The 16,960-nt window shown below is 37.5% G+C and carries 22 protein-coding genes, 1 pseudogene and 1 other annotated feature; of the genes and pseudogenes, 18 read left to right on the top strand and 5 right to left on the bottom strand.

From position 1 onward, the window contains the following. Window positions 1-33: 33 nt before the first annotated feature. The 7 genes from HMPREF1210_RS03605 (at window position 34) to HMPREF1210_RS03575 (ending at window position 5,786) form a co-directional block, all read left to right on the top strand. On the top strand, window positions 34-510 hold the full coding sequence (locus HMPREF1210_RS03605) for a hypothetical protein (RefSeq protein WP_016427249.1): 477 nt from the start codon (window positions 34-36) through the stop codon (window positions 508-510). After that, window positions 507-863, top strand: a complete 357-nt coding sequence (locus HMPREF1210_RS03600; RefSeq protein ID WP_016427248.1) for a hypothetical protein — start codon at window positions 507-509, stop codon at window positions 861-863. Before HMPREF1210_RS03605 ends, HMPREF1210_RS03600 begins: the two co-directional genes overlap by 4 nt. Beyond that, window positions 860-2,143, top strand: a complete 1,284-nt coding sequence (locus tag HMPREF1210_RS03595; RefSeq protein ID WP_016427247.1) for a glutathionylspermidine synthase family protein — start codon at window positions 860-862, stop codon at window positions 2,141-2,143. Before HMPREF1210_RS03600 ends, HMPREF1210_RS03595 begins: the two co-directional genes overlap by 4 nt. Further along, window positions 2,140-2,565 (top strand): DUF350 domain-containing protein, encoded by a 426-nt coding sequence (locus HMPREF1210_RS03590; protein ID WP_016427246.1) that lies wholly within the window; start codon window positions 2,140-2,142, stop codon window positions 2,563-2,565. The genes HMPREF1210_RS03595 and HMPREF1210_RS03590 overlap by 4 nt, the downstream gene beginning before the upstream one ends. Window positions 2,566-3,297: 732 nt before the next feature. Continuing rightward, complete coding sequence (locus HMPREF1210_RS03585) at window positions 3,298-4,230, top strand: ABC transporter ATP-binding protein (protein WP_016427245.1); 933 nt, start codon at window positions 3,298-3,300, stop codon at window positions 4,228-4,230. After that, complete coding sequence (locus HMPREF1210_RS03580) at window positions 4,227-5,324, top strand: ABC transporter permease (RefSeq protein ID WP_016427244.1); 1,098 nt, start codon at window positions 4,227-4,229, stop codon at window positions 5,322-5,324. Before HMPREF1210_RS03585 ends, HMPREF1210_RS03580 begins: the two co-directional genes overlap by 4 nt. Window positions 5,325-5,351: 27 nt before the next feature. Beyond that, on the top strand, window positions 5,352-5,786 hold the full coding sequence (locus HMPREF1210_RS03575) for a DUF6526 family protein (protein ID WP_016427243.1): 435 nt from the start codon (window positions 5,352-5,354) through the stop codon (window positions 5,784-5,786). An 81-nt stretch (window positions 5,787-5,867) separates the two neighbouring features. Here HMPREF1210_RS03575 and HMPREF1210_RS03570 read toward each other — a convergent pair whose 3' ends face one another. Beyond that, window positions 5,868-6,290, bottom strand: coding sequence for a VOC family protein (locus tag HMPREF1210_RS03570; protein ID WP_016427242.1), 423 nt, complete (start codon window positions 6,288-6,290; stop codon window positions 5,868-5,870). 407 nt (window positions 6,291-6,697) lie between these two features. Between HMPREF1210_RS03570 and HMPREF1210_RS18605 the strand changes: the two are divergent. The 5 genes and pseudogenes from HMPREF1210_RS18605 to HMPREF1210_RS17245 all read left to right on the top strand — a co-directional run. After that, window positions 6,698-6,934 (top strand): annotated as a pseudogene (locus HMPREF1210_RS18605) (recombinase family protein); the annotation flags it as partial. Next, the gene (locus tag HMPREF1210_RS18600) at window positions 6,908-7,159 is read left to right on the top strand and encodes an ArsR family transcriptional regulator (RefSeq protein ID WP_016427241.1); all 252 of its coding nucleotides are present in this window, start codon (window positions 6,908-6,910) and stop codon (window positions 7,157-7,159) included. The pseudogene HMPREF1210_RS18605 and the gene HMPREF1210_RS18600, both read left to right, overlap by 27 nt. 80 nt (window positions 7,160-7,239) lie before the next feature. Further along, window positions 7,240-7,773 (top strand): sigma-70 family RNA polymerase sigma factor, encoded by a 534-nt coding sequence (locus tag HMPREF1210_RS03560; protein WP_016427240.1) that lies wholly within the window; start codon window positions 7,240-7,242, stop codon window positions 7,771-7,773. Next, the gene (locus HMPREF1210_RS03555; protein WP_016427239.1) at window positions 7,766-8,794 is read left to right on the top strand and encodes a DUF4179 domain-containing protein; all 1,029 of its coding nucleotides are present in this window, start codon (window positions 7,766-7,768) and stop codon (window positions 8,792-8,794) included. Before HMPREF1210_RS03560 ends, HMPREF1210_RS03555 begins: the two co-directional genes overlap by 8 nt. A 314-nt stretch (window positions 8,795-9,108) precedes the next feature. Continuing rightward, a complete protein-coding gene (locus tag HMPREF1210_RS17245) occupies window positions 9,109-9,954 on the top strand; it encodes a hypothetical protein (RefSeq protein WP_016427238.1) in 846 nt (281 codons plus the stop codon). 17 nt (window positions 9,955-9,971) lie between these two features. On the opposite strand, the gene HMPREF1210_RS03545 is transcribed toward HMPREF1210_RS17245, so the two are convergent. Next, window positions 9,972-10,505 carry a hypothetical protein gene (locus HMPREF1210_RS03545; protein ID WP_147640286.1) on the bottom strand — a complete coding sequence of 178 codons (534 nt, stop codon included), beginning with the start codon at window positions 10,503-10,505 and terminating at the stop codon, window positions 9,972-9,974. 215 nt (window positions 10,506-10,720) lie between these two features. Then, window positions 10,721-10,936: a binding site (T-box leader), on the top strand. Window positions 10,937-10,983: 47 nt separating this feature from the next. Between HMPREF1210_RS03545 and HMPREF1210_RS03540 the strand changes: the two genes are divergently transcribed. The 6 genes from HMPREF1210_RS03540 to HMPREF1210_RS03525 all read left to right on the top strand — a co-directional run bounded on the left by HMPREF1210_RS03540 (window position 10,984) and on the right by HMPREF1210_RS03525 (window position 13,978). Then, complete coding sequence (locus HMPREF1210_RS03540; RefSeq protein ID WP_016427236.1) at window positions 10,984-11,487, top strand: GNAT family N-acetyltransferase; 504 nt, start codon at window positions 10,984-10,986, stop codon at window positions 11,485-11,487. A gap of 24 nt (window positions 11,488-11,511) precedes the next feature. After that, window positions 11,512-12,324: a bifunctional 2-polyprenyl-6-hydroxyphenol methylase/3-demethylubiquinol 3-O-methyltransferase UbiG gene (locus tag HMPREF1210_RS03535; protein WP_016427235.1), complete on the top strand. Its 813-nt coding sequence runs from the start codon at window positions 11,512-11,514 to the stop codon at window positions 12,322-12,324. A 145-nt stretch (window positions 12,325-12,469) separates the two neighbouring features. Beyond that, window positions 12,470-12,553, top strand: a complete 84-nt coding sequence (locus tag HMPREF1210_RS18595; protein ID WP_369757997.1) for a putative holin-like toxin — start codon at window positions 12,470-12,472, stop codon at window positions 12,551-12,553. Window positions 12,554-12,850: 297 nt separating this feature from the next. Further along, entirely contained in the window at window positions 12,851-13,165 is a 315-nt protein-coding gene (locus tag HMPREF1210_RS03530; RefSeq protein WP_016427234.1) for a hypothetical protein, read from the top strand. Between the two features lie 150 nt (window positions 13,166-13,315). Next, complete coding sequence (locus tag HMPREF1210_RS17945; protein WP_155974203.1) at window positions 13,316-13,471, top strand: hypothetical protein; 156 nt, start codon at window positions 13,316-13,318, stop codon at window positions 13,469-13,471. A 135-nt stretch (window positions 13,472-13,606) separates the two neighbouring features. Beyond that, window positions 13,607-13,978 carry a hypothetical protein gene (locus HMPREF1210_RS03525; protein ID WP_016427232.1) on the top strand — a complete coding sequence of 124 codons (372 nt, stop codon included), beginning with the start codon at window positions 13,607-13,609 and terminating at the stop codon, window positions 13,976-13,978. A 708-nt stretch (window positions 13,979-14,686) separates the two neighbouring features. On the opposite strand, the gene HMPREF1210_RS03520 is transcribed toward HMPREF1210_RS03525, so the two are convergent. Genes HMPREF1210_RS03520 through HMPREF1210_RS03510 form a run of 3 tightly spaced genes read right to left on the bottom strand, consistent with a single transcriptional unit; the run spans window position 14,687 to window position 16,926 of the window. After that, window positions 14,687-15,337 carry a PIG-L deacetylase family protein gene (locus HMPREF1210_RS03520; protein WP_016427231.1) on the bottom strand — a complete coding sequence of 217 codons (651 nt, stop codon included), beginning with the start codon at window positions 15,335-15,337 and terminating at the stop codon, window positions 14,687-14,689. A 41-nt stretch (window positions 15,338-15,378) separates the two neighbouring features. Continuing rightward, window positions 15,379-16,278: a methionyl-tRNA formyltransferase gene (locus HMPREF1210_RS03515; RefSeq protein WP_016427230.1), complete on the bottom strand. Its 900-nt coding sequence runs from the start codon at window positions 16,276-16,278 to the stop codon at window positions 15,379-15,381. Between the two features lie 54 nt (window positions 16,279-16,332). After that, complete coding sequence (locus tag HMPREF1210_RS03510; protein WP_016427229.1) at window positions 16,333-16,926, bottom strand: sugar transferase; 594 nt, start codon at window positions 16,924-16,926, stop codon at window positions 16,333-16,335. Window positions 16,927-16,960: the final 34 nt, after the last annotated feature.

Below are 16,960 nucleotides of genomic sequence, written 5' to 3'. Positions count from 1 at the left end.
GATTCGTATATGTATTCATAGGTTTGTGAAAGGATGGATGAAAAAGTGAATACGTCACTTGAATACCGTTTATATGACCGTACCAGTTCATATAAACCTTTATTTCACTATGAAGTAATAGATTTACATCAAGTTCTTGCGCGCAGAGAATGCGATTTTTATGTGAAAGAAGGAACAGTCTATAAGCAGACATCATCTGCTATAGAAGGCGAATGGCATGTGATTTATGTAGAAAAGCACAAAGAAGGCGAAAAGGAAAAAGAAGAATTCAATCTTAACAATACGTTGAAATTGGAAATGCGTAGATTTAATGAAAGAGAAAACTATCCACTCCTGCAAACGCTGGAGTTCGAACACCACATCGACATTCTTTCCCGAATCGGTTCCGTTTACCACTATATAAATGGTCAAGAGTGGGAAAAAGATTCCGCGGAAATCGATGAAGATCGTCGTGTCTATGTTCTTTACCTAATGGAGACCGGATATAAAATGGAGGGACTCAATAAATGAATAAGACAAAAAAATTGATGGCAGGCGTAGCGACGTCGGTTATGGCCTTAGGGATGACCGGTTGTGGCCAAGATGAATACGAATCTAATTCCTCATTGCCACCAGAACCTACTGAGTACGATTGCGATGACTGGGAATGGGATGAAAACGAAGCAACCTACTATTGTGACGATAGCAGATCCTCACATTTCGGTGCATATTATCTTTTTGGGAACATGTTCAGTAGCAAATCTGCGTTAAGAAAATCACCACATTATTCGAGTAACTTCAATAACTACAAAAACACACAAAGCGGTACAAGTGGCTATAAGTCAGGAATCGGCAGTGGATCCAATGGAGGATTTGGCGGGTGAGTGACCCACAATTTCATTTGGAAAGACAAAAAGTATATGAACAAGTTCCTTATTTTTTCCCGGACTTATACGAAGTAGAATATGCTTTATTGGATATTCGGAAACACTCACATGCTGAATTACAGGAAATCAGAACAGCGGCGGAACGAGTCGGGGCAATATTCAGAAAAGTAGCTCCTCTATTAAGGGAACTAGATGATGATACGCTCCTACAACTTGGTTTTCCGAGTGAAGCTCTAGCATATTGTCGCTTGAAAACAATTCCCCAAGAAACCATTATTGGCCGTCTTGATTTTGTAGTTTCACATTCTGGAATCAAACTAATGGAATTCAATTCCGATACCCCGACGTTTATCAAGGAAGCTTTCCAGGCGAACGAGTATGTATGTAATTACTATGGAGTTGAAAATCCGAATCAAACATGCGTGGACTTGTTACGTAAAGAAATGAGGAAAGCTGTTGCCGCTTCCTGGAAGCATTTAGACCGTCCTGGTACGCCTAAGATCGTCTTCACTTCCCATAGTGACAATATAGAAGATCTATGGACGACACGTTTCTTACAGGAACACCTTGATTTGCCATCAGAATACGTCAGTCTGGACCAGCTTCAAGTACTGACGGAACCTGTGGAGGAGAATGGGGTTATCACGGATTCTGGCCTTTTTACTCCAAGTGGGGAACGGATCGATATTTTATACCGTCAAACGTACCCGGTCGAACATTTAGTGAACGACAAAGACCCAACGACCGACGAGAACATTGGGCAGGAACTGATCAAACTCATTATTGAGAAAAAAGTGATGGTCATCAATCCTCCTTCTGCTTTTTTATTGCAATCAAAGGCAGTCCAGGCACTTATATGGGGCTTACATGAGGATGACCAGTATTTCACCGCTGAAGAACATCAAGTGATTGAGCAATACTTTTTACCAACTTATTTGGAACCTGATGAATTCTTAAAAATGAATATGCCCTATGTCCGAAAGCCCTCTTTTGGACGTGAAGGCGATACGGTAGAAATATTCAACGGAGCTGGCGAAACCATCGACGAGGAGCCCCAGAAAACTTACGTCAATAATTTACCAGTCTATCAAGCTTTTTATCCATTGCCACAAATAGAAGTCCAGACGACTTCTGGCAGAAAACAGGTCCATTTGATGTATGGCTGCTTTTTGCTGAATGATCAAGCGGGAGCAATTGGTATACGTGCAGGTGGGGCAATAACGAATAACTTATCATATTTTTTACCGATTGGCATAGAAGATAGATTGAAGGGATGATAACGATGATGGAATACATTACAGGAGAAACTGTTGGAAACTTTTTAGCACATTTTGGAGTTGGCGTCTTGCTCATGCTTTTGGGGCTTACCGTTTTTGCTTTTACCACAAAGTTTTCTGAGTTGAAATTGATTAAAGAAGGCAATATTGCAGTGGCTTTAAAATTGTGGGGGAAAGCAATCGGTCTGGGCATTGTCATCTATACCGTCTGGGCTGGGAGCGTGAATTTGCTTGATGCCTTTATCTGGGGTCTGGTGGGTATTGCGACTCAAGTAATCGCATACTGGATTGTGGAATATGGACTCACGCCAAAAACAGACTTGGCGAAAGAAGTGGAAAATGGCAATTTAGCCATTGGATTCAGTTTGTTTTCGATTTCTATCGTTGTAGGATTGCTTGTTGCAGCGAGTTTGACATATTGACAAAAACCCTTTGAACTTTAACAAGTTCAAAGGGTTTTTTTATGTTCATCACTATAGTGCTAGAGAAATGTGAAAAATAATTATTTTTGCTAGAAACTAAATAATGCAGGATTTCTGTCCCTTTATCCAGAATATACTAATTTAATTTCTTGCAGCTTCAAGTAGCAAGCATGCCTTCCTTTATATTATTTTCCGTTTTCACAAGTGTTGGACGATTTGTAACCCTTGCCTTCTTGGTATTGCAATAATCTACAACGGGTTCGAACTTGCCAATTCCTATGTTAACAGAGAATTTACAAGCACTTAGCCGATTCTTGCCATTGACGTATTCTAATGCTGGCTTTAAGTCCAGCATTTCATAAGGGGATACAAGTTTCTTATTGGCAAATGTCTTCGTACTGTCCTTCTTCTTGATTGGTTTTGCTGTTTAAACGTTGGGGCATTCCTCTTCTTCTATAAAAAGGGGCATGCGTAAGTTGCAGTATCGGTTTAATAATTGATTGAATTACTGAGTCATTAAATGCATATAAATTGATAAAAGCACAGCGATTGCTGTGCTTTTATCAGCGTGTAATAAGTCGTCAATGTTTCAGAAAGTGAGGAATATATGATGAATCATCAATCAGTCCACTTGAAAACGCTTCAACAACGAACAAATGTTCTTTTTAGAGAAAACTAGCATTTTATGAGCAAAATTCAAAATTGGATACGAACTCGATGGGGGAGTGAACAATGCAAAATCAGACGGAAACGATGATCGAAGTAAAAAAATTAGTAAAGAAATATGGAAGTTTTACAGCAGTTAATAGTATTGATTTTTCCGTAAAAAAAGGGGAAATTTTCGGACTTCTCGGACCCAATGGTGCAGGAAAATCGACCACTTTAGAAATGATGGTTGGGCTTCGAAAAACTGATGGGGGAACAGCGATTATCGGAGGATTTGATATTGCAAAAGACTTGTTAAAAGTGAAAGAAGTCATCGGGATCCAGCTACAATCAACCACATTGTTTGAATTACTTACTGTTGAAGAAATTTTGAGATTATATGCAAGTTTTTATCAAAAAAACGTCTCGATTCCCGAGTTGATAGAGGATATGGTATTAACGGAGAAAACAAAGAGTCGTATCAAGACTCTATCGGGTGGTCAAAAACAACGACTAGCAATTGCGCTTGCCCTCGTGCATGATCCTTGGATTCTATTTTTGGATGAACCGACAACTGGACTTGATCCTCAGGCAAGAAGGACGCTTTGGGATATCGTATTGAAATTAAAAGAAAAAGGAAAGACTACTGTATTAACCACCCATTACATGGATGAAGCGCAAGTTCTTTGTGATCGGATTGCCATTATGGATCAAGGGAATCTGATTGCTTTAGATACTCCTTCAGGTCTCATAAAAGGTTTAGAGTCTGATAGTGCAGTAGAATTTCAGTATGAAGGGAACTTCCTGACAGAAGAGCTTGAAAAGCTTGATGGGGTGAAGCAAGTTGGGAAACATAAGGATACCTACGTACTTTATACCGACAATTTGCAAGAGACCTTGATAAGCTTGATTCAATTTACATCTGAAAAACAGATCCAATTGATCAATCTTCAGACCAGAACTTCGACCTTGGAAGATGTCTTTATTCATATGACAGGAAGGAGTCTGAGAGAAGAATGAAAGCTTATTTGCAATTAACGTTATCACAATTACGAATATTTTTTCGCAATCGCCAAGTTCTTTTCTGGACGCTTGCATTCCCTATTTTTCTAATGGTTATGCTCGGTTCATTTTTAGGAGACGGCAATGGAGTTTCAGTCTCGATTGGTGTAGTGGATCAGGACAAAACACCACTTTCAAAAGAATTCTCAAATACGATGGGTAAGATTGAAACAGTTAACCTTGAAATTATCGACAATAAAGATAAAGCACTTGAGCAAGTAAAAAAAGGAAATCTTCAACTCGTTGTTGTGATTCCTAGCGGGTATGAGAAAAAAATGAAGGCAGCTTCAAACACAACGCCGTTTGAGCTACCATTATATTACAACGAAACCGATGTCGCGGTTTCGCAAATAGGTTTAACTATTGTCAATAGTGTCGTGGATGGGATTAGTAAGGAGAAAGCAAAGTACTCGCCAGTCATTGTGACTCATGCAAGTGGCATTGAAGCCTTAGACTTAAAGTATATTGATTTCTTGGTGCCAGGAATTCTGGCCATGATGATTATGAGTAACAACATGAATGGCGTAGCAGGTCAGATTGCCGCATGGAGAGAGCGCGGGATATTGCGTAGAATGCAAGGTACCACGTTAAAAGCATCCACTTTTATCGCTGCTCAAATTACAGCCAGATTACTGCTGAACGGCATGCAAGCACTTATCGTATTAGGAGTGGCTCACCTTATTTACGGAACCCAAGTAAACGGGTCTTGGCTTAGTTTAATAACATTCGTTATTTTAGGGACACTTGCTTTTATGGCGATAGGCTTCATCATTGCAGGGGTGGCTAAAACACCTGAAAGTGCCGGACCGATTGCAGGATTTTTATCCTTTCCCATGTTGTTTTTAGGAGGCGTATTTTTCCCAATTCGCGAAATGCCAGAATTTCTTCAGCCGATTGTTAACGTTTTACCGATCTCTCATTTAAGCCATGCATTACGGGAGACGATGAATGTTGGGACTTCGTTTATGGAACTTGGTGCGGATGCTCTAATATTAGGCTGTTGGTTAGTTGGAGCTTTCATCATGGCTAGTTATACATTTAAATGGGAATAAGAATTAATGATTATGAAGGAGATACTGATGGAAAATCAAAATTACAAAACACATGTAAAAGTAGACCCGCTTTATCATTATGTACTGTCTTTATTATTAGTTGCGACTTTGGTCGTGTCGATCATCAATGTGGTCCGCTCATTTAATGCAGGGGAAAACATCTTGCAATCTATTCTATTGTTACTTATGGTTGTGTGTATTATAATTGTCGCAATTCTGGTAAGAATGAGCCCATTAAAGAACCAAGATCGAACAATTCGAGCAGAAGAAAACCTGCGCCATTTTGTGTTAACAGGTAAATTATTAGATTCAAATCTAAGTAACGGTCAAATTATTGCCTTACGTTTTGCCGGTGAACAAGAGTTTCCAACTCTTTGTGAACGTGCAGTCAATGAAAACCTGTCCCCAGATGATATAAAGAAAGCGATTGTTTCTTGGAAAGCAGACCATAACAGAATTTAGAAATGAGTTGAAACCCCGTTGAACATTATTCAACGGGGTTTCTATTTGGATTTTTGTATTTAATTATTAGATAGGAGGTATTTACATGCCACCATTGCCATAATTAAACTGCCATTCGATTCCAAACTTATCTTTCACACTGCCGTAACATTTACTCCAGAACGTTTCCTGTAAATCCATGCCTACAGTTCCGCCTGTTTTCAGTTGATCAAACAGTGATTTGATTTCGTCCAGATCCTCACTGACTATTGCTAGGCTAATGTTATTTCCTTCAACGAAGGGCATACCAGGGAATGTATCAGAAAACATGACGACGCTGCCACACATGTTTAAACGTGTGTGCATAATAAGGTTTTTAGCTTCTTCAGGTAATGGATACTCTTCATTTGGCGGCATTTCACCAAATGTCATTATTTTTGGTTCTTCTGTTTTAAATACCTGCGCATAATACTCTACAGCTTCCCGACAATTCCCTTTAAAATTCAAATAAACTTCAATAGCCATTCATGTCACTCCTCTAGTTTTAATAGTGTTTTAATAGTGTTTTAATATTTCGAAAATAGTCCAACACTATTGTTAGTATATCACTATGCGTTTTATCCATATAGACTGACAAATTAAAACATGGCTATGATAAATGTTGCTGTATCTGTTAACTCATGAGTAAGATGTAATAAATATACGGTTAATATTGAATAACGCTTATTTTCATGAAAGTCACGAAGGGCAGGAATTTGGCTCATTGATATTAATAGCTTAATAGACTCTCAATAACACTTATCAAAATTATTGATTAAAAGAGGGATAAAAATGATATATGGATAGCTCGGGTAAGTACACAAGATCAAAATTTAGATAGCCAGATTGATTAACTTACAAAATATGGAGTAGATGAACTTGTAAAGGAAAATATAAGTGGCGTTTCTAAACAAAAGCCACTATTAGATGAACTTCTTTCCAAGATAGCTTCTAATGATACGTTAGTTGTGACACGAATTGGTGGTCTTGGTCGAAATACTGTTCAGCTACTGCAATTAGTTGAACAACTTCGAGAAAGAGACATACACTTTGTTATTTTAAACTTGGGAATGAACACCAACTGGTAAATTCTTTTAACGGTAATGGCAGCCTTTAGTGAACTAGTTCGAGAAATGATTAAGGAGAAGCAGCGTTCAGGAATTAAATTAGCCAAGCAAAAGGGGAAATATCGCGGAATGGTTAAAAAATATACAGATAAGCATCAAGTTATGAATCATGCCATTGAATTAAGTAAAACTACCGATAAAACTGTAAAGGAGTTATGTGCAATTACAGGAATCAGTCAGGCGGCAATTTATCGTAGACTAAGGGAATTGGAAAAAGATAATGTATAACAATTTTAATGCATTTAATTATTTTGCAACCGATTTACTTCCTCATTCGACTTTATTGTGTAACGGAGAGGAGAGCCAGAATGGATATAGCAAAATTAGTACAAAAAGCAAAAAAAGGGGAAGATGAAGCATTTGAACAATTGATTAGTTCTGTTCGACAAAAGTTGTATCGGACAGCCTATGCATATGTTAGAAATGAACAAGATGCTCTTGATATCTATCAAGATACTATTTACACAGCCTATATTTCAATAAAGACATTAAAAAAACCTGAAAGCTTTGCGAGTTGGATTACAAAAATTCTAGTTTTTAAAGCGATTGATTTTATTCGCAAAGAATCCCGCCATTTTTCTACAGATGATGAGGAAATCTTTACTGAATTAATCGCTTCTGAAAATGTTGATTTTATAATGCATTCTATGGATTTATCAGAAGCCTTTAAATTCTTAAATCCTACTGTTAAAACCATTATTTTGTTGAGGTATTATCACGATCTGTCCATTAAGGAAATTGCCACCATCATGAATTATCCGGAAGGAACCGTGAAATCACACTTAAATAGAGCGAAAAAAGAGCTAAGACCCATTTTAAAGGAGGGGTATCTTTATGAATAAGGACAAATTCAATCGATCTATCGACAATATAAATCTACCTGTTGAAAAGCTAATGGCAAGGGAGAAAGAGGCTATCTTTCAAGCCAAGAAAAAAAGAAAAATAGGAAGAACCACAAAACGGTCAATCTTGGTTGCATGTGGGTTATGTATATCTTTGCTTGGTTCTGGATTTGTTTCAACAGGCATGGCAGAAGCATTATCAAATATCCCCGTGATCGGTCCAATTTATAAGGACTTTAGAGACATTGCCTCAGATAAAATTGAACACGATCAACTTACGAAAGTAATTGATAAACAAGATAGTAAAAACGGCTTAACAATGACTGTAAAAGAAGCAGCTTATGATGGAAACCGGATAATCGTAACAGTTGTTTACACAGGTCAAAAAGAACTTTCGATGAAAGAAGAAAAGGCCGGCTTTAGCTATATAACAATTAATGGACAACAAGAAATTAAACCAGCGATGGGTTCAATAGGGCAAGATGACGTAAACTCGAAAACAATAATTGAACATCATCAATTTACCTTTTCTAAGTATAATGAATATGGCGATAACATTGAGATTGAGGTCCATGGAGAAGATTTATTTGGCTATGAAGGTAAGTTGAAGGTGGCTTTCCCACTTGAAAAAATAAAAGGTGATGTATTTGAGTTTTATCCAGAAGTTACAACTCAAACGGTCGATGAAGTGTATACACTAACAGCCGACAAAGTAACATTCTCACCTTTATCAACAAGAATAGACCTAACGATTGATTACCCTGCCGAAATGGATAAAAACGATAGTTGGCCATGGTTTAATTTCTCTGTAGTCGATGATAATGGTCATGTATATGATAAACTAAAACTACAGGAAGGCATGGCTGTTGGGAACTATGGTCATCATATGGTACTGACTTTGCCTCCAATGGATACCATACCAAAATCATTTACACTCAAGCCAAGTCGAGCAAATAGTCAAGGATTTAATGAAGAAATAAAGGAATTAGAATTAGTCGTTCCTTTAAATAAAAGTAAATAATGACCTCGTTTGCTTTGTTTACTCATATCGCGGAAGTACCTTAAGCTAACGAACACGCGATAGTTGAATAACGGGTTTTATTAAAAAACGTCATGAAAGCCGGATTCCATAGCCATTGGAATGCGGCTTTTTCACATTATATTTTCTTAACGTTGAAAATCTGCATTTTCCTGAAGGGACCCCAACAAGAACATTTTATGTAACAGGAAAGAGATAACCCATTCTTTCCTGTTTTTTGTTTTCCATAAAATGCAGGATTAACCAGTTAATTCATCGAACAAATGTAAAAGGACGAAGATAGGGGGAAGAGTTCAATGGGGAATGTTGAATTGAAAGAATCATATGGTTCCTATGAAATACCACGTGAAATCCATCAATTGTTCCAACTGGAAGAAGAGTTTGCGGAAAAAGGCCTTTCACTTAGTCAAATTGGTTTTCAACCATTCAACCAATTTGATCCTTATGCGATTACGCCTCCTGATTTAATTGCGTTTGCTAGCACTGGCGGTGATGGAATTCATTTCGGGTTTTTGACTGATTTTCATTCCTTATCAGATTTAACCGAAGCCCCAATTGTATGTGTAACGCCAACCAATGATCCGCCGATTCGATACATGGCAAGGAATATTCGAGAGTTTTTAGATTTGGCTTTTTCAGTACCCTATGTGGAGATGTTGGAAACCATATGGAGTTATGAGAATGAACAACAAGCTCAAGAACTGGCAAAAGAATTCGGGAAAGATGCGCCAAGAAAATGGAAAAAAGATCGGGAGCGTATTCTTACCCGTTGTCGTGAAGTTTTTGGGACAAAGAAAGTGGATGTAGTCAGTTATTTACATGAAGTGAAAAAAGAAAGAGCTGAGTCTATCCATATGGCTACTTTGGATGGACTCGGCGTGACGGATCAAAATTCGGAAACGACTTCAAAAGCGAGCTTCACTTTTTCTGAAGAACGAAAGTGCGATGAAAAGGAAATGAAACGAATGCGTCTATTTTTGAGTCAAGCCAATGAATTAGAAAAGCTGGCATTCATCCGTGATGCAAATTATTGGTACATCGTGACATCTGGTTATGATGAAGCGGTCTGGGAATTGATACAGGAATTGCTGACTTCAATGGGGCTGCACGATGAAGCAGAACATGTTGCAGAAAGATGTTAATTGTCTTTAAATCGTGATTACTTCTTGCTCCAGAGGTTTTGATAAAGAATGCTTACGGTAATTTTCATCGATTCTACTTCACCCGGAATATTACCATCAGTTTCTTGGACATCTGTTGGGCCAGTATAAAATCCAAATTCATCGCCGTCACTAAAATTGATCCCACTCGTACTTAAAGGGTAGTTTTCATAGGTCTTACCATCAATTTCAGTAGACATTTTTGCAGACATTTCGGATGTGAATGTATTTCCATTTATCCCGGCATGATGAATTCCTGAGATTAGTGAAGCTCCACTCTGCGAATATGTTCCACTTGATCTGAAAATAATTTCATACACACCATCATGATCAGACGTTCGAATGTGGGTCACATAAATGCGGTGAGTTCCATCATTGTACAAATCTTTGCCAAGATTACTTTCCAAATTGGTGAGATCTACGGTTAGTGAGTAGGTACCTTTGACAGTGTGACCTTTTTCATCATGATATTTCTTCGTGTCGCCAACAATAAACGGCATGCCTGTTGTCCATGTGCCCAGTAGACCTGACATCCATAAAACAAAAAGGTGCTGACCAAAAGGCTTACTGCCAGTAGAGATTTAATTTTACTGATTTTCATTATTTTCTTACCGCCCTTCGAACTCCTATTTAAGTGTACGCAGGAAAAGACTGGAAGGTTTCGTTGTTTTGGAATTATTGATTATCTAAAAAATCTTCTTGACTAAATATTCAAACAATTGTATCATTAAGAAAATTTTCCCATAAAGTAAACTCAGAGATTAAGAGTATTAAGGAATATTTATTGCTCAGAGAGCTGTCGGTCGGTGAAAGACAGTCAATAAACTCCCCAACTCGCTTATGAGAGGTCAGGCTGACATGTAGGTCTGAACGGTTCACTTCCGTAATAAAGTCTTAAGAAGGTTTGTTCAGTTTACAAACCAATAAGAGTGGTACCACGAAGGGTAAACCTGTCGTCTCTTTTGAGCGATGGGTTTTTTTGCGTCTAAAAAAAGGGAAGGAACGATGAAGATGATAATCAGAGAGGCTAACGTTACGGATGCAGAAGGGATCGCACGTGTGCATGTGGATTGCTGGAGAACTACTTATAAAGACATCGTCCCGGAAGTGTTTTTGAATAAACTCTCCTATGAAAATCGTACCCAGCTGTGGATTCAAAATATTTCAAACGAAACTAATTATGTGTTCGTAGCTGAACTGGACGGGAAAATCGTTGGTTTTACTGATGGTGGAAAAGAAAAGTCAGGAGAATATCCAGGTTATATGGCTGATATTACGACGCTATATATCTTGGAAGAATTTCAAGGCATAGGAATGGGCAGGCAATTGCTGCAACAAGTCTTTTTGAAGCTTAAGGAAAATAATATGACATCCGCGCTCGTATGGGTATTGGAAGATAATCCTTCAAAATATTTCTACGAAGCAATGGGTGCCAAAGTCATTGAAAACCAAAAAGACATTACAATCGGCGGCAAACAGTTAAATTTAATAGGGTATGGTTGGAGTAACATATAAGAGATCAAAAAAGGGGATTTGAAAATGAGTAAAATTATTGAGTACTATTCCAAGTTTGATGAATGGGGAAGACTTGACCGAGAACCATTAGAGTTTCAGATTAATTGGCATTTCATTCAGAAATATATGCCGGCAACAGGAAGTGTGCTGGATAACGGAGCGGGACCTGGAAAATATGCCATGAGGTTGGCACACCAAGGGTATGAAGTGACATTGACGGATTTAGTCCCTAGATTGGTTGAAGTTGCTCAAGATAAAGCAGTAGAAATGGATCTAGATGCACACTTTAAAGGTTTTCACGTGGCCGACGCCAGAGACCTGTCTGTTTTGACTGATGAGAAGTTTGATGCTGCACTTGCGCTTGGACCGATGTACCATTTGCAAAAAGAAGATGACCGACAAAAAGCGATTCAGGAACTGTACCGCGTGACCAAACAGGAAGGGATTGTGTTTGTTGCCTTTATGCCAAGAAGCAAGCATGTACTGAGCTCTTTAATGAATCCTTGGAACTGGAGTCCAAACGATAAGATGGATGCGATAGTGGATTTCATGAAGACTGGTGAGTTTAATCATAGCGAGGAAGGCCGGTTTACGGGAGCATATTACTTTAATGTAGAGGATATTAAACCATTTATGGAGTCCCAAGGGTTTGAGACATTGGATTTGATTGGATCGACCAATATTGGAACGCTTTTGACGAGCGAACAATGGGATTATTGGAGAAATCGTGGGGATGAAGAGTACACTCAATTGCTGGAGCTTCTGAAAGAAACAGCGAGTAATCCGCATATGTTAGGCGTTTCTTCGCATTTGCTTTATATAGGGAAGAAGAAATAGTAAGTAATAAATTGTGGGAAATCGCGTATTAAAAAAGGTTCCATTGGCTCCTCTAACTACGAACATACGTATGTTATAATAGCAAGGTAATAGAATAGGTACTCAAGGGTGGTTGGCTCACTCCCGTTAGAAAGGGGGTGGTGCCATGTCAGTATTCGAAGCATTAATGTTTGCATTATCGTTCGCAGCATTGATTGTGTCAATTCTGTCTTTTAACCATAAAAAATAACCCATCCTTGAGTTAGCCGCTCAGATGGGTTATTCCTACCATTTTGTAGCCAATCCCCTTGATGGGAACCTGCTATTACGTCGATCGTTGGTGTTAGCGCACCAGCGATCTTTTTTATTTTACTCATATCTTACAATCAGTATACCAATTTCTTAGCTGTGTATCAAATACTGACATTGCCTTGTGTAAAATGAAATTCCAATTTTAAATGCCAAAATAGAAGCGCTGGAACATTTGTTCGCATAATGGATTTAGAGTCATTTAACTATAGTTTTTCAGAAGAAGGGAGCAATAGCAATGCCTCGAAATCCTGGAAGAACTGATGAAACCATAATAAAACTGTACAAAAATAACATGTCTTTCAAAGAAATGAACTCAATTGTCGGACTTTCTGATCGTGCAATTCGTAATGTTCTATACAAACATGGAATACCCATGAATAGAGAACAGTATTCAGGTCAACCAAGAAAACATCAAGTGAATGAGAATTTCTTTAAGGCTTGGACGCATGAAATGGCATGGGTACTTGGTTTATTGGTTACTGATGGACACATTCATAATTCATTTCATAGTATTTTTTTACTCAAAAAGATGAACGTATACTGCGACTGATCGCCAACTATATGGAAACTGATTATGTACTAACACCATTTGGGAAAACTAAGACAGCAGCAACATTAATCATTAATTCAGAAGAAATGAAACAAGATCTTGAATCACTCGGAATTACAGCAAAGAAATCATTAAAATGTGCCTTTTTCAATGGTTTCAGAGAAGTTTTTGCAATCATTTGTACGTGGCGTTATTGATGGCGATGGCTGGGTAGGTCATGAAGGATATCAAGTGAACGTTACAACCGGTAGTTTAGCCTTTGCAGAAGGATTATTAGCGGTATTTCTCCTGGAGCTTAAAATCTGATATAAGTACTATCATCAGTAAAATCATACGATTTACCGTATTTGGGTACGAGGAAAAACCAGTCTTCAAATACTTTCTGACAGACTGTACAAAGATGCAGATTCTGAAAACTTTCATATATATAAAAGAGTCTATATGACACAGCATACAGATAATCCATATGTAGTTGATGACAATAGAAAGATTCCAATGTGGAAAATTGTCGATGGGAAAATCATTCACACGCCAAATTCGAATAGAGTTTCATTCAGAACAAATATCAGTAAATCAGTTTTAAACGCGTTAAAGCAACTAGCGTTAAAGCATAATACAAATGTGAATCATTTAATTGAAAATGGTTTAAAAAACGTTCTGGTACAAGACAAAATCACTTTGGACAAAACTGATAAACCACTAGATCGGATTCAGTATAAAGCGACGTATGATCATCAATTAATAAGCGATGTAAAAGAGTACGCAAAGAATCATAACGTATTCATGAATGACATAATTGAATATAGTGTGTAATTTATCGAATTGCATGTTGAAAAGAGGAGTCTCAGGGGAAAATGAGAACTCCTTTAATTTGAAATTAATTTTAGTTGACATAATATAAATTATAGGAAGCTACATCTCATTAAGCAAGTATACTTGTAACAGTGAGACAGAATTGATTTTACAAGTATTTTATGAGAATGATTTTTAAAAAAATTTACCATTCTTGATATATTTTTTATTTCCTCAACTTTTTATCGCTACTTTAAAGAACTCTTTTGTTTGCATAGAATATGTCACTGAAGTGTATATTTCTACAAGCTTTAAATCAGCATTTAATACAGATCATGGCATTGGTCATTGATCTTTCTTTTTGCGTCCTGATTCTACATTCAGCTTTTCTTATTAACAAATTTTTCCACTTTCAAGAGTTAAATTATTATTCCCCATTTTCAAGATTTCATAGTTAACATATGACAAGCTTAATAAATGAAAAAAAGTGTTACAAACTATTAAGTGGATTTTATTGCCCGTAAATATTCAAGCTTATTCCTCCATATAGAAGGAATATTTCCCCTTTTAAACTATGAGCTTTAAGCACTTTTATCTCGTCAACTTCTTGTCCACCAAAGCTTCTTTTAAACTCATTAATGTTCTGTTCTTGCTCTTTATGTGGATCTATAAATATACCTGAAAAATCATACCATTCAATTGTGCTGGTTTAGCCGTTTAAGAAAAAAATTAAATTAATCTTCTAACTAACATAAAACTTTCCGCAAATGGTACACCAACTGTTGAGCCTCTAAGCTTTGCCAATGCTTCAATGATTTCAAGTGTTCGAGGATGAGGCGGTTGTTTTAGTTGTGATTGATAACAGTTCATTGCTTCTTTCTTTATGTCGATGAATTTCGAGATATCACTCCATACATTTGGCATATAGGCATTGTCTACTGTGGGAAGATTCCATTCTGTTTCTGAAAGGGTTTCATATGCATAAATATTCTCCACCTTAATGCCATTAATTGGTCTTAATGCAACCATTGCACTGTGAGAGACAACTGTATGGTCCATATGCATATCACCTTTATGAGGAATAAATGCAATGTTTGGTCGAATATCTTCCACAACTTTTAGAAATTCAGCATTTATTTTCACTAAAGGAGTTTCTCTTAAAGTCACAATGGGAAAATCTAAAAAGATTGTTTCCTTAACACCTAATAGTTGATGAGCAGCTAATGCTTCTGAACGTTCTTCTTTGATCTCTTCATCTGTATTACTTTTAGTGACCTCACAAATAAACACTTCATGACCTTGCGCTGCATACTTCGCAATCGTGCCGCCAACACCTAATACCTCATCATCATTGTGTGGTGCAAATACCAACACCTTCATCCATTCACCTCTGATTGTTTCTTAACTTTCCAAGGGAAACATCACTTAAATTTATAGCCCGCTCTTATTTGCACATCATCAATATTCTCAAACTCGGAAACTCGAAGTAGCCCACCTTTACAAACAATATCGATATAGTCGCTCGTAATTTGTGCAATTTGCCCCGGTATCCCGACATATTTTTTGTTTTCCAAATAATCCGCTCGCCAAAAGATCAATTTATGCTGTCCATTATAATGAGAAAAAGCACCTGGGTATGGTTTTGAAACCGCCCTTATTAATCGTTGAATTGATTCTACAGGTTCTTGCCAATCGATTCGTCCATCTTCAGGTGTTCTCTTTAGTAGATAGGTCGCTTCTTCCTCATTCTGTTTAACCGATGTAACGGTTCCATCCAACATCTGAGGTAGCGCCCGATGCATCATGCGTTGAAGCGCTTCATTACTCTTTTCTTGAACATCAATCGCATAATCAGAATCTTCAATTACATACACTTCCTGTGCAACAATATCGCCAGAGTCCATGCCTTCATCTATAAAAAATAGAGAGCATTTTGTTTCTCGTACGCCTAATAAGACTTGCCAAACTAAAGCGGCTCTTCCTCTGAATTTTGGAAGGGGAGTGGGATGAAATCCGATTGTTCCAATTCTTGCAGCATGAATAATTTCTGGTTTTATGAGTTGGGACAATCCGACCACAAAAATATAATCTGGATGGTGATCAGTAATCTCTTTCACATAGAGATCTTCGTTTATATTTCTAAACTTCCGAAATGGAATGTGATGAGCTTCGGCCAACTCATGAATTGGCTCATATCCAGAAACATTTTTTGAATATTTTTCATCCAGTGAAAATACGAGATCCACCGGAAAGTTCAGTCTAATCATTTCTTCAAGTACCACTTTACTTGAATCAACAGAGCCAATTAGGATTGTCTTCATTTCCATCTCCTTACCGTTTTAAAACAATTTAATCGTCGAATTGCGCTCTTAGAATTAACCTCTTTTATATTTCTCTTCACCAAATAAAACAATCGCGACTGTTTTACAGATGATTTTAACATCGAGTGAAATGGAATAATTTTGAATATATGAAAGATCATATTCAATTCGTTGTTCCCATGATATAGAATTGTTTCCGTTCACTTGGGCAAGACCTGTCATTCCTGGTTTCATCTGAAGGCGTTGCATCTGAATCGGTGTATATTCCTCCACTTGTATATGAACTGTTGGTCTAGGTCCTACTAAGCTCATCTCTCCTACCAAAACATTAACAAGCTGCGGAAGTTCGTCTATTTTGGTCCTTCTTAAAAATTTTCCTAATGTAGTAATTCGATTTTCATCCTTTGAAAAATCTAAATTTCTCTCTGCTTCCACGTCAACCTTCATCGTTCGGAATTTAAATATATGGAAGTCTACCCCGCTTTTCCCCACCCTTTCCTGCTTAAAAAAAACGGGACCAGGCATTGTGATTTTCATAAGCAAGACAATCACAACAATCAGTGGTGATAACAATAGCAATCCTAAACCACTACCAACTAGATCAATCAGTCTTTTAAAAAACAGATTCAGATTACTGACTGTGTACATATTCCACAGCTCCTTCATCTTCGTTCCAAACCAC

This window comes from Paenisporosarcina sp. HGH0030 (genome assembly GCF_000411295.1).
Taxonomy (GTDB): domain Bacteria; phylum Bacillota; class Bacilli; order Bacillales_A; family Planococcaceae; genus Paenisporosarcina.
The sequence above is the reverse complement of the archived record's forward strand: the minus strand, read 5'-3'. Positions and strand labels throughout refer to the sequence as shown.

Excerpts from the sequence above, each read along its gene's own strand:
- HMPREF1210_RS03605 (WP_016427249.1), top strand. The coding sequence starts at position 34 with ATGGATGAAAAAGTGAATACGTCACTTGAATACCGTTTATATGACCGT.
- HMPREF1210_RS03600 (WP_016427248.1), top strand. The coding sequence starts at position 507 with ATGAATAAGACAAAAAAATTGATGGCAGGCGTAGCGACGTCGGTTATG.
- HMPREF1210_RS03590 (WP_016427246.1), top strand. The coding sequence starts at position 2,140 with ATGATAACGATGATGGAATACATTACAGGAGAAACTGTTGGAAACTTT.
- HMPREF1210_RS03585 (WP_016427245.1), top strand. The coding sequence starts at position 3,298 with ATGCAAAATCAGACGGAAACGATGATCGAAGTAAAAAAATTAGTAAAG.
- HMPREF1210_RS03580 (WP_016427244.1), top strand. The coding sequence starts at position 4,227 with ATGAAAGCTTATTTGCAATTAACGTTATCACAATTACGAATATTTTTT.
- HMPREF1210_RS03575 (WP_016427243.1), top strand. The coding sequence starts at position 5,352 with ATGGAAAATCAAAATTACAAAACACATGTAAAAGTAGACCCGCTTTAT.
- HMPREF1210_RS03570 (WP_016427242.1), bottom strand. The coding sequence starts at position 6,290 with ATGGCTATTGAAGTTTATTTGAATTTTAAAGGGAATTGTCGGGAAGCT.
- HMPREF1210_RS18600 (WP_016427241.1), top strand. The coding sequence starts at position 6,908 with ATGGCAGCCTTTAGTGAACTAGTTCGAGAAATGATTAAGGAGAAGCAG.
- HMPREF1210_RS03560 (WP_016427240.1), top strand. The coding sequence starts at position 7,240 with ATGGATATAGCAAAATTAGTACAAAAAGCAAAAAAAGGGGAAGATGAA.
- HMPREF1210_RS03555 (WP_016427239.1), top strand. The coding sequence starts at position 7,766 with ATGAATAAGGACAAATTCAATCGATCTATCGACAATATAAATCTACCT.
- HMPREF1210_RS17245 (WP_016427238.1), top strand. The coding sequence starts at position 9,109 with ATGGGGAATGTTGAATTGAAAGAATCATATGGTTCCTATGAAATACCA.
- HMPREF1210_RS03545 (WP_147640286.1), bottom strand. The coding sequence starts at position 10,505 with ATGTCAGGTCTACTGGGCACATGGACAACAGGCATGCCGTTTATTGTT.
- HMPREF1210_RS03540 (WP_016427236.1), top strand. The coding sequence starts at position 10,984 with ATGATAATCAGAGAGGCTAACGTTACGGATGCAGAAGGGATCGCACGT.
- HMPREF1210_RS03535 (WP_016427235.1), top strand. The coding sequence starts at position 11,512 with ATGAGTAAAATTATTGAGTACTATTCCAAGTTTGATGAATGGGGAAGA.
- HMPREF1210_RS18595 (WP_369757997.1), top strand. The coding sequence starts at position 12,470 with ATGTCAGTATTCGAAGCATTAATGTTTGCATTATCGTTCGCAGCATTG.
- HMPREF1210_RS03530 (WP_016427234.1), top strand. The coding sequence starts at position 12,851 with ATGCCTCGAAATCCTGGAAGAACTGATGAAACCATAATAAAACTGTAC.
- HMPREF1210_RS17945 (WP_155974203.1), top strand. The coding sequence starts at position 13,316 with ATGGTTTCAGAGAAGTTTTTGCAATCATTTGTACGTGGCGTTATTGAT.
- HMPREF1210_RS03525 (WP_016427232.1), top strand. The coding sequence starts at position 13,607 with ATGACACAGCATACAGATAATCCATATGTAGTTGATGACAATAGAAAG.
- HMPREF1210_RS03520 (WP_016427231.1), bottom strand. The coding sequence starts at position 15,337 with ATGAAGGTGTTGGTATTTGCACCACACAATGATGATGAGGTATTAGGT.
- HMPREF1210_RS03515 (WP_016427230.1), bottom strand. The coding sequence starts at position 16,278 with ATGAAGACAATCCTAATTGGCTCTGTTGATTCAAGTAAAGTGGTACTT.
- HMPREF1210_RS03510 (WP_016427229.1), bottom strand. The coding sequence starts at position 16,926 with ATGTACACAGTCAGTAATCTGAATCTGTTTTTTAAAAGACTGATTGAT.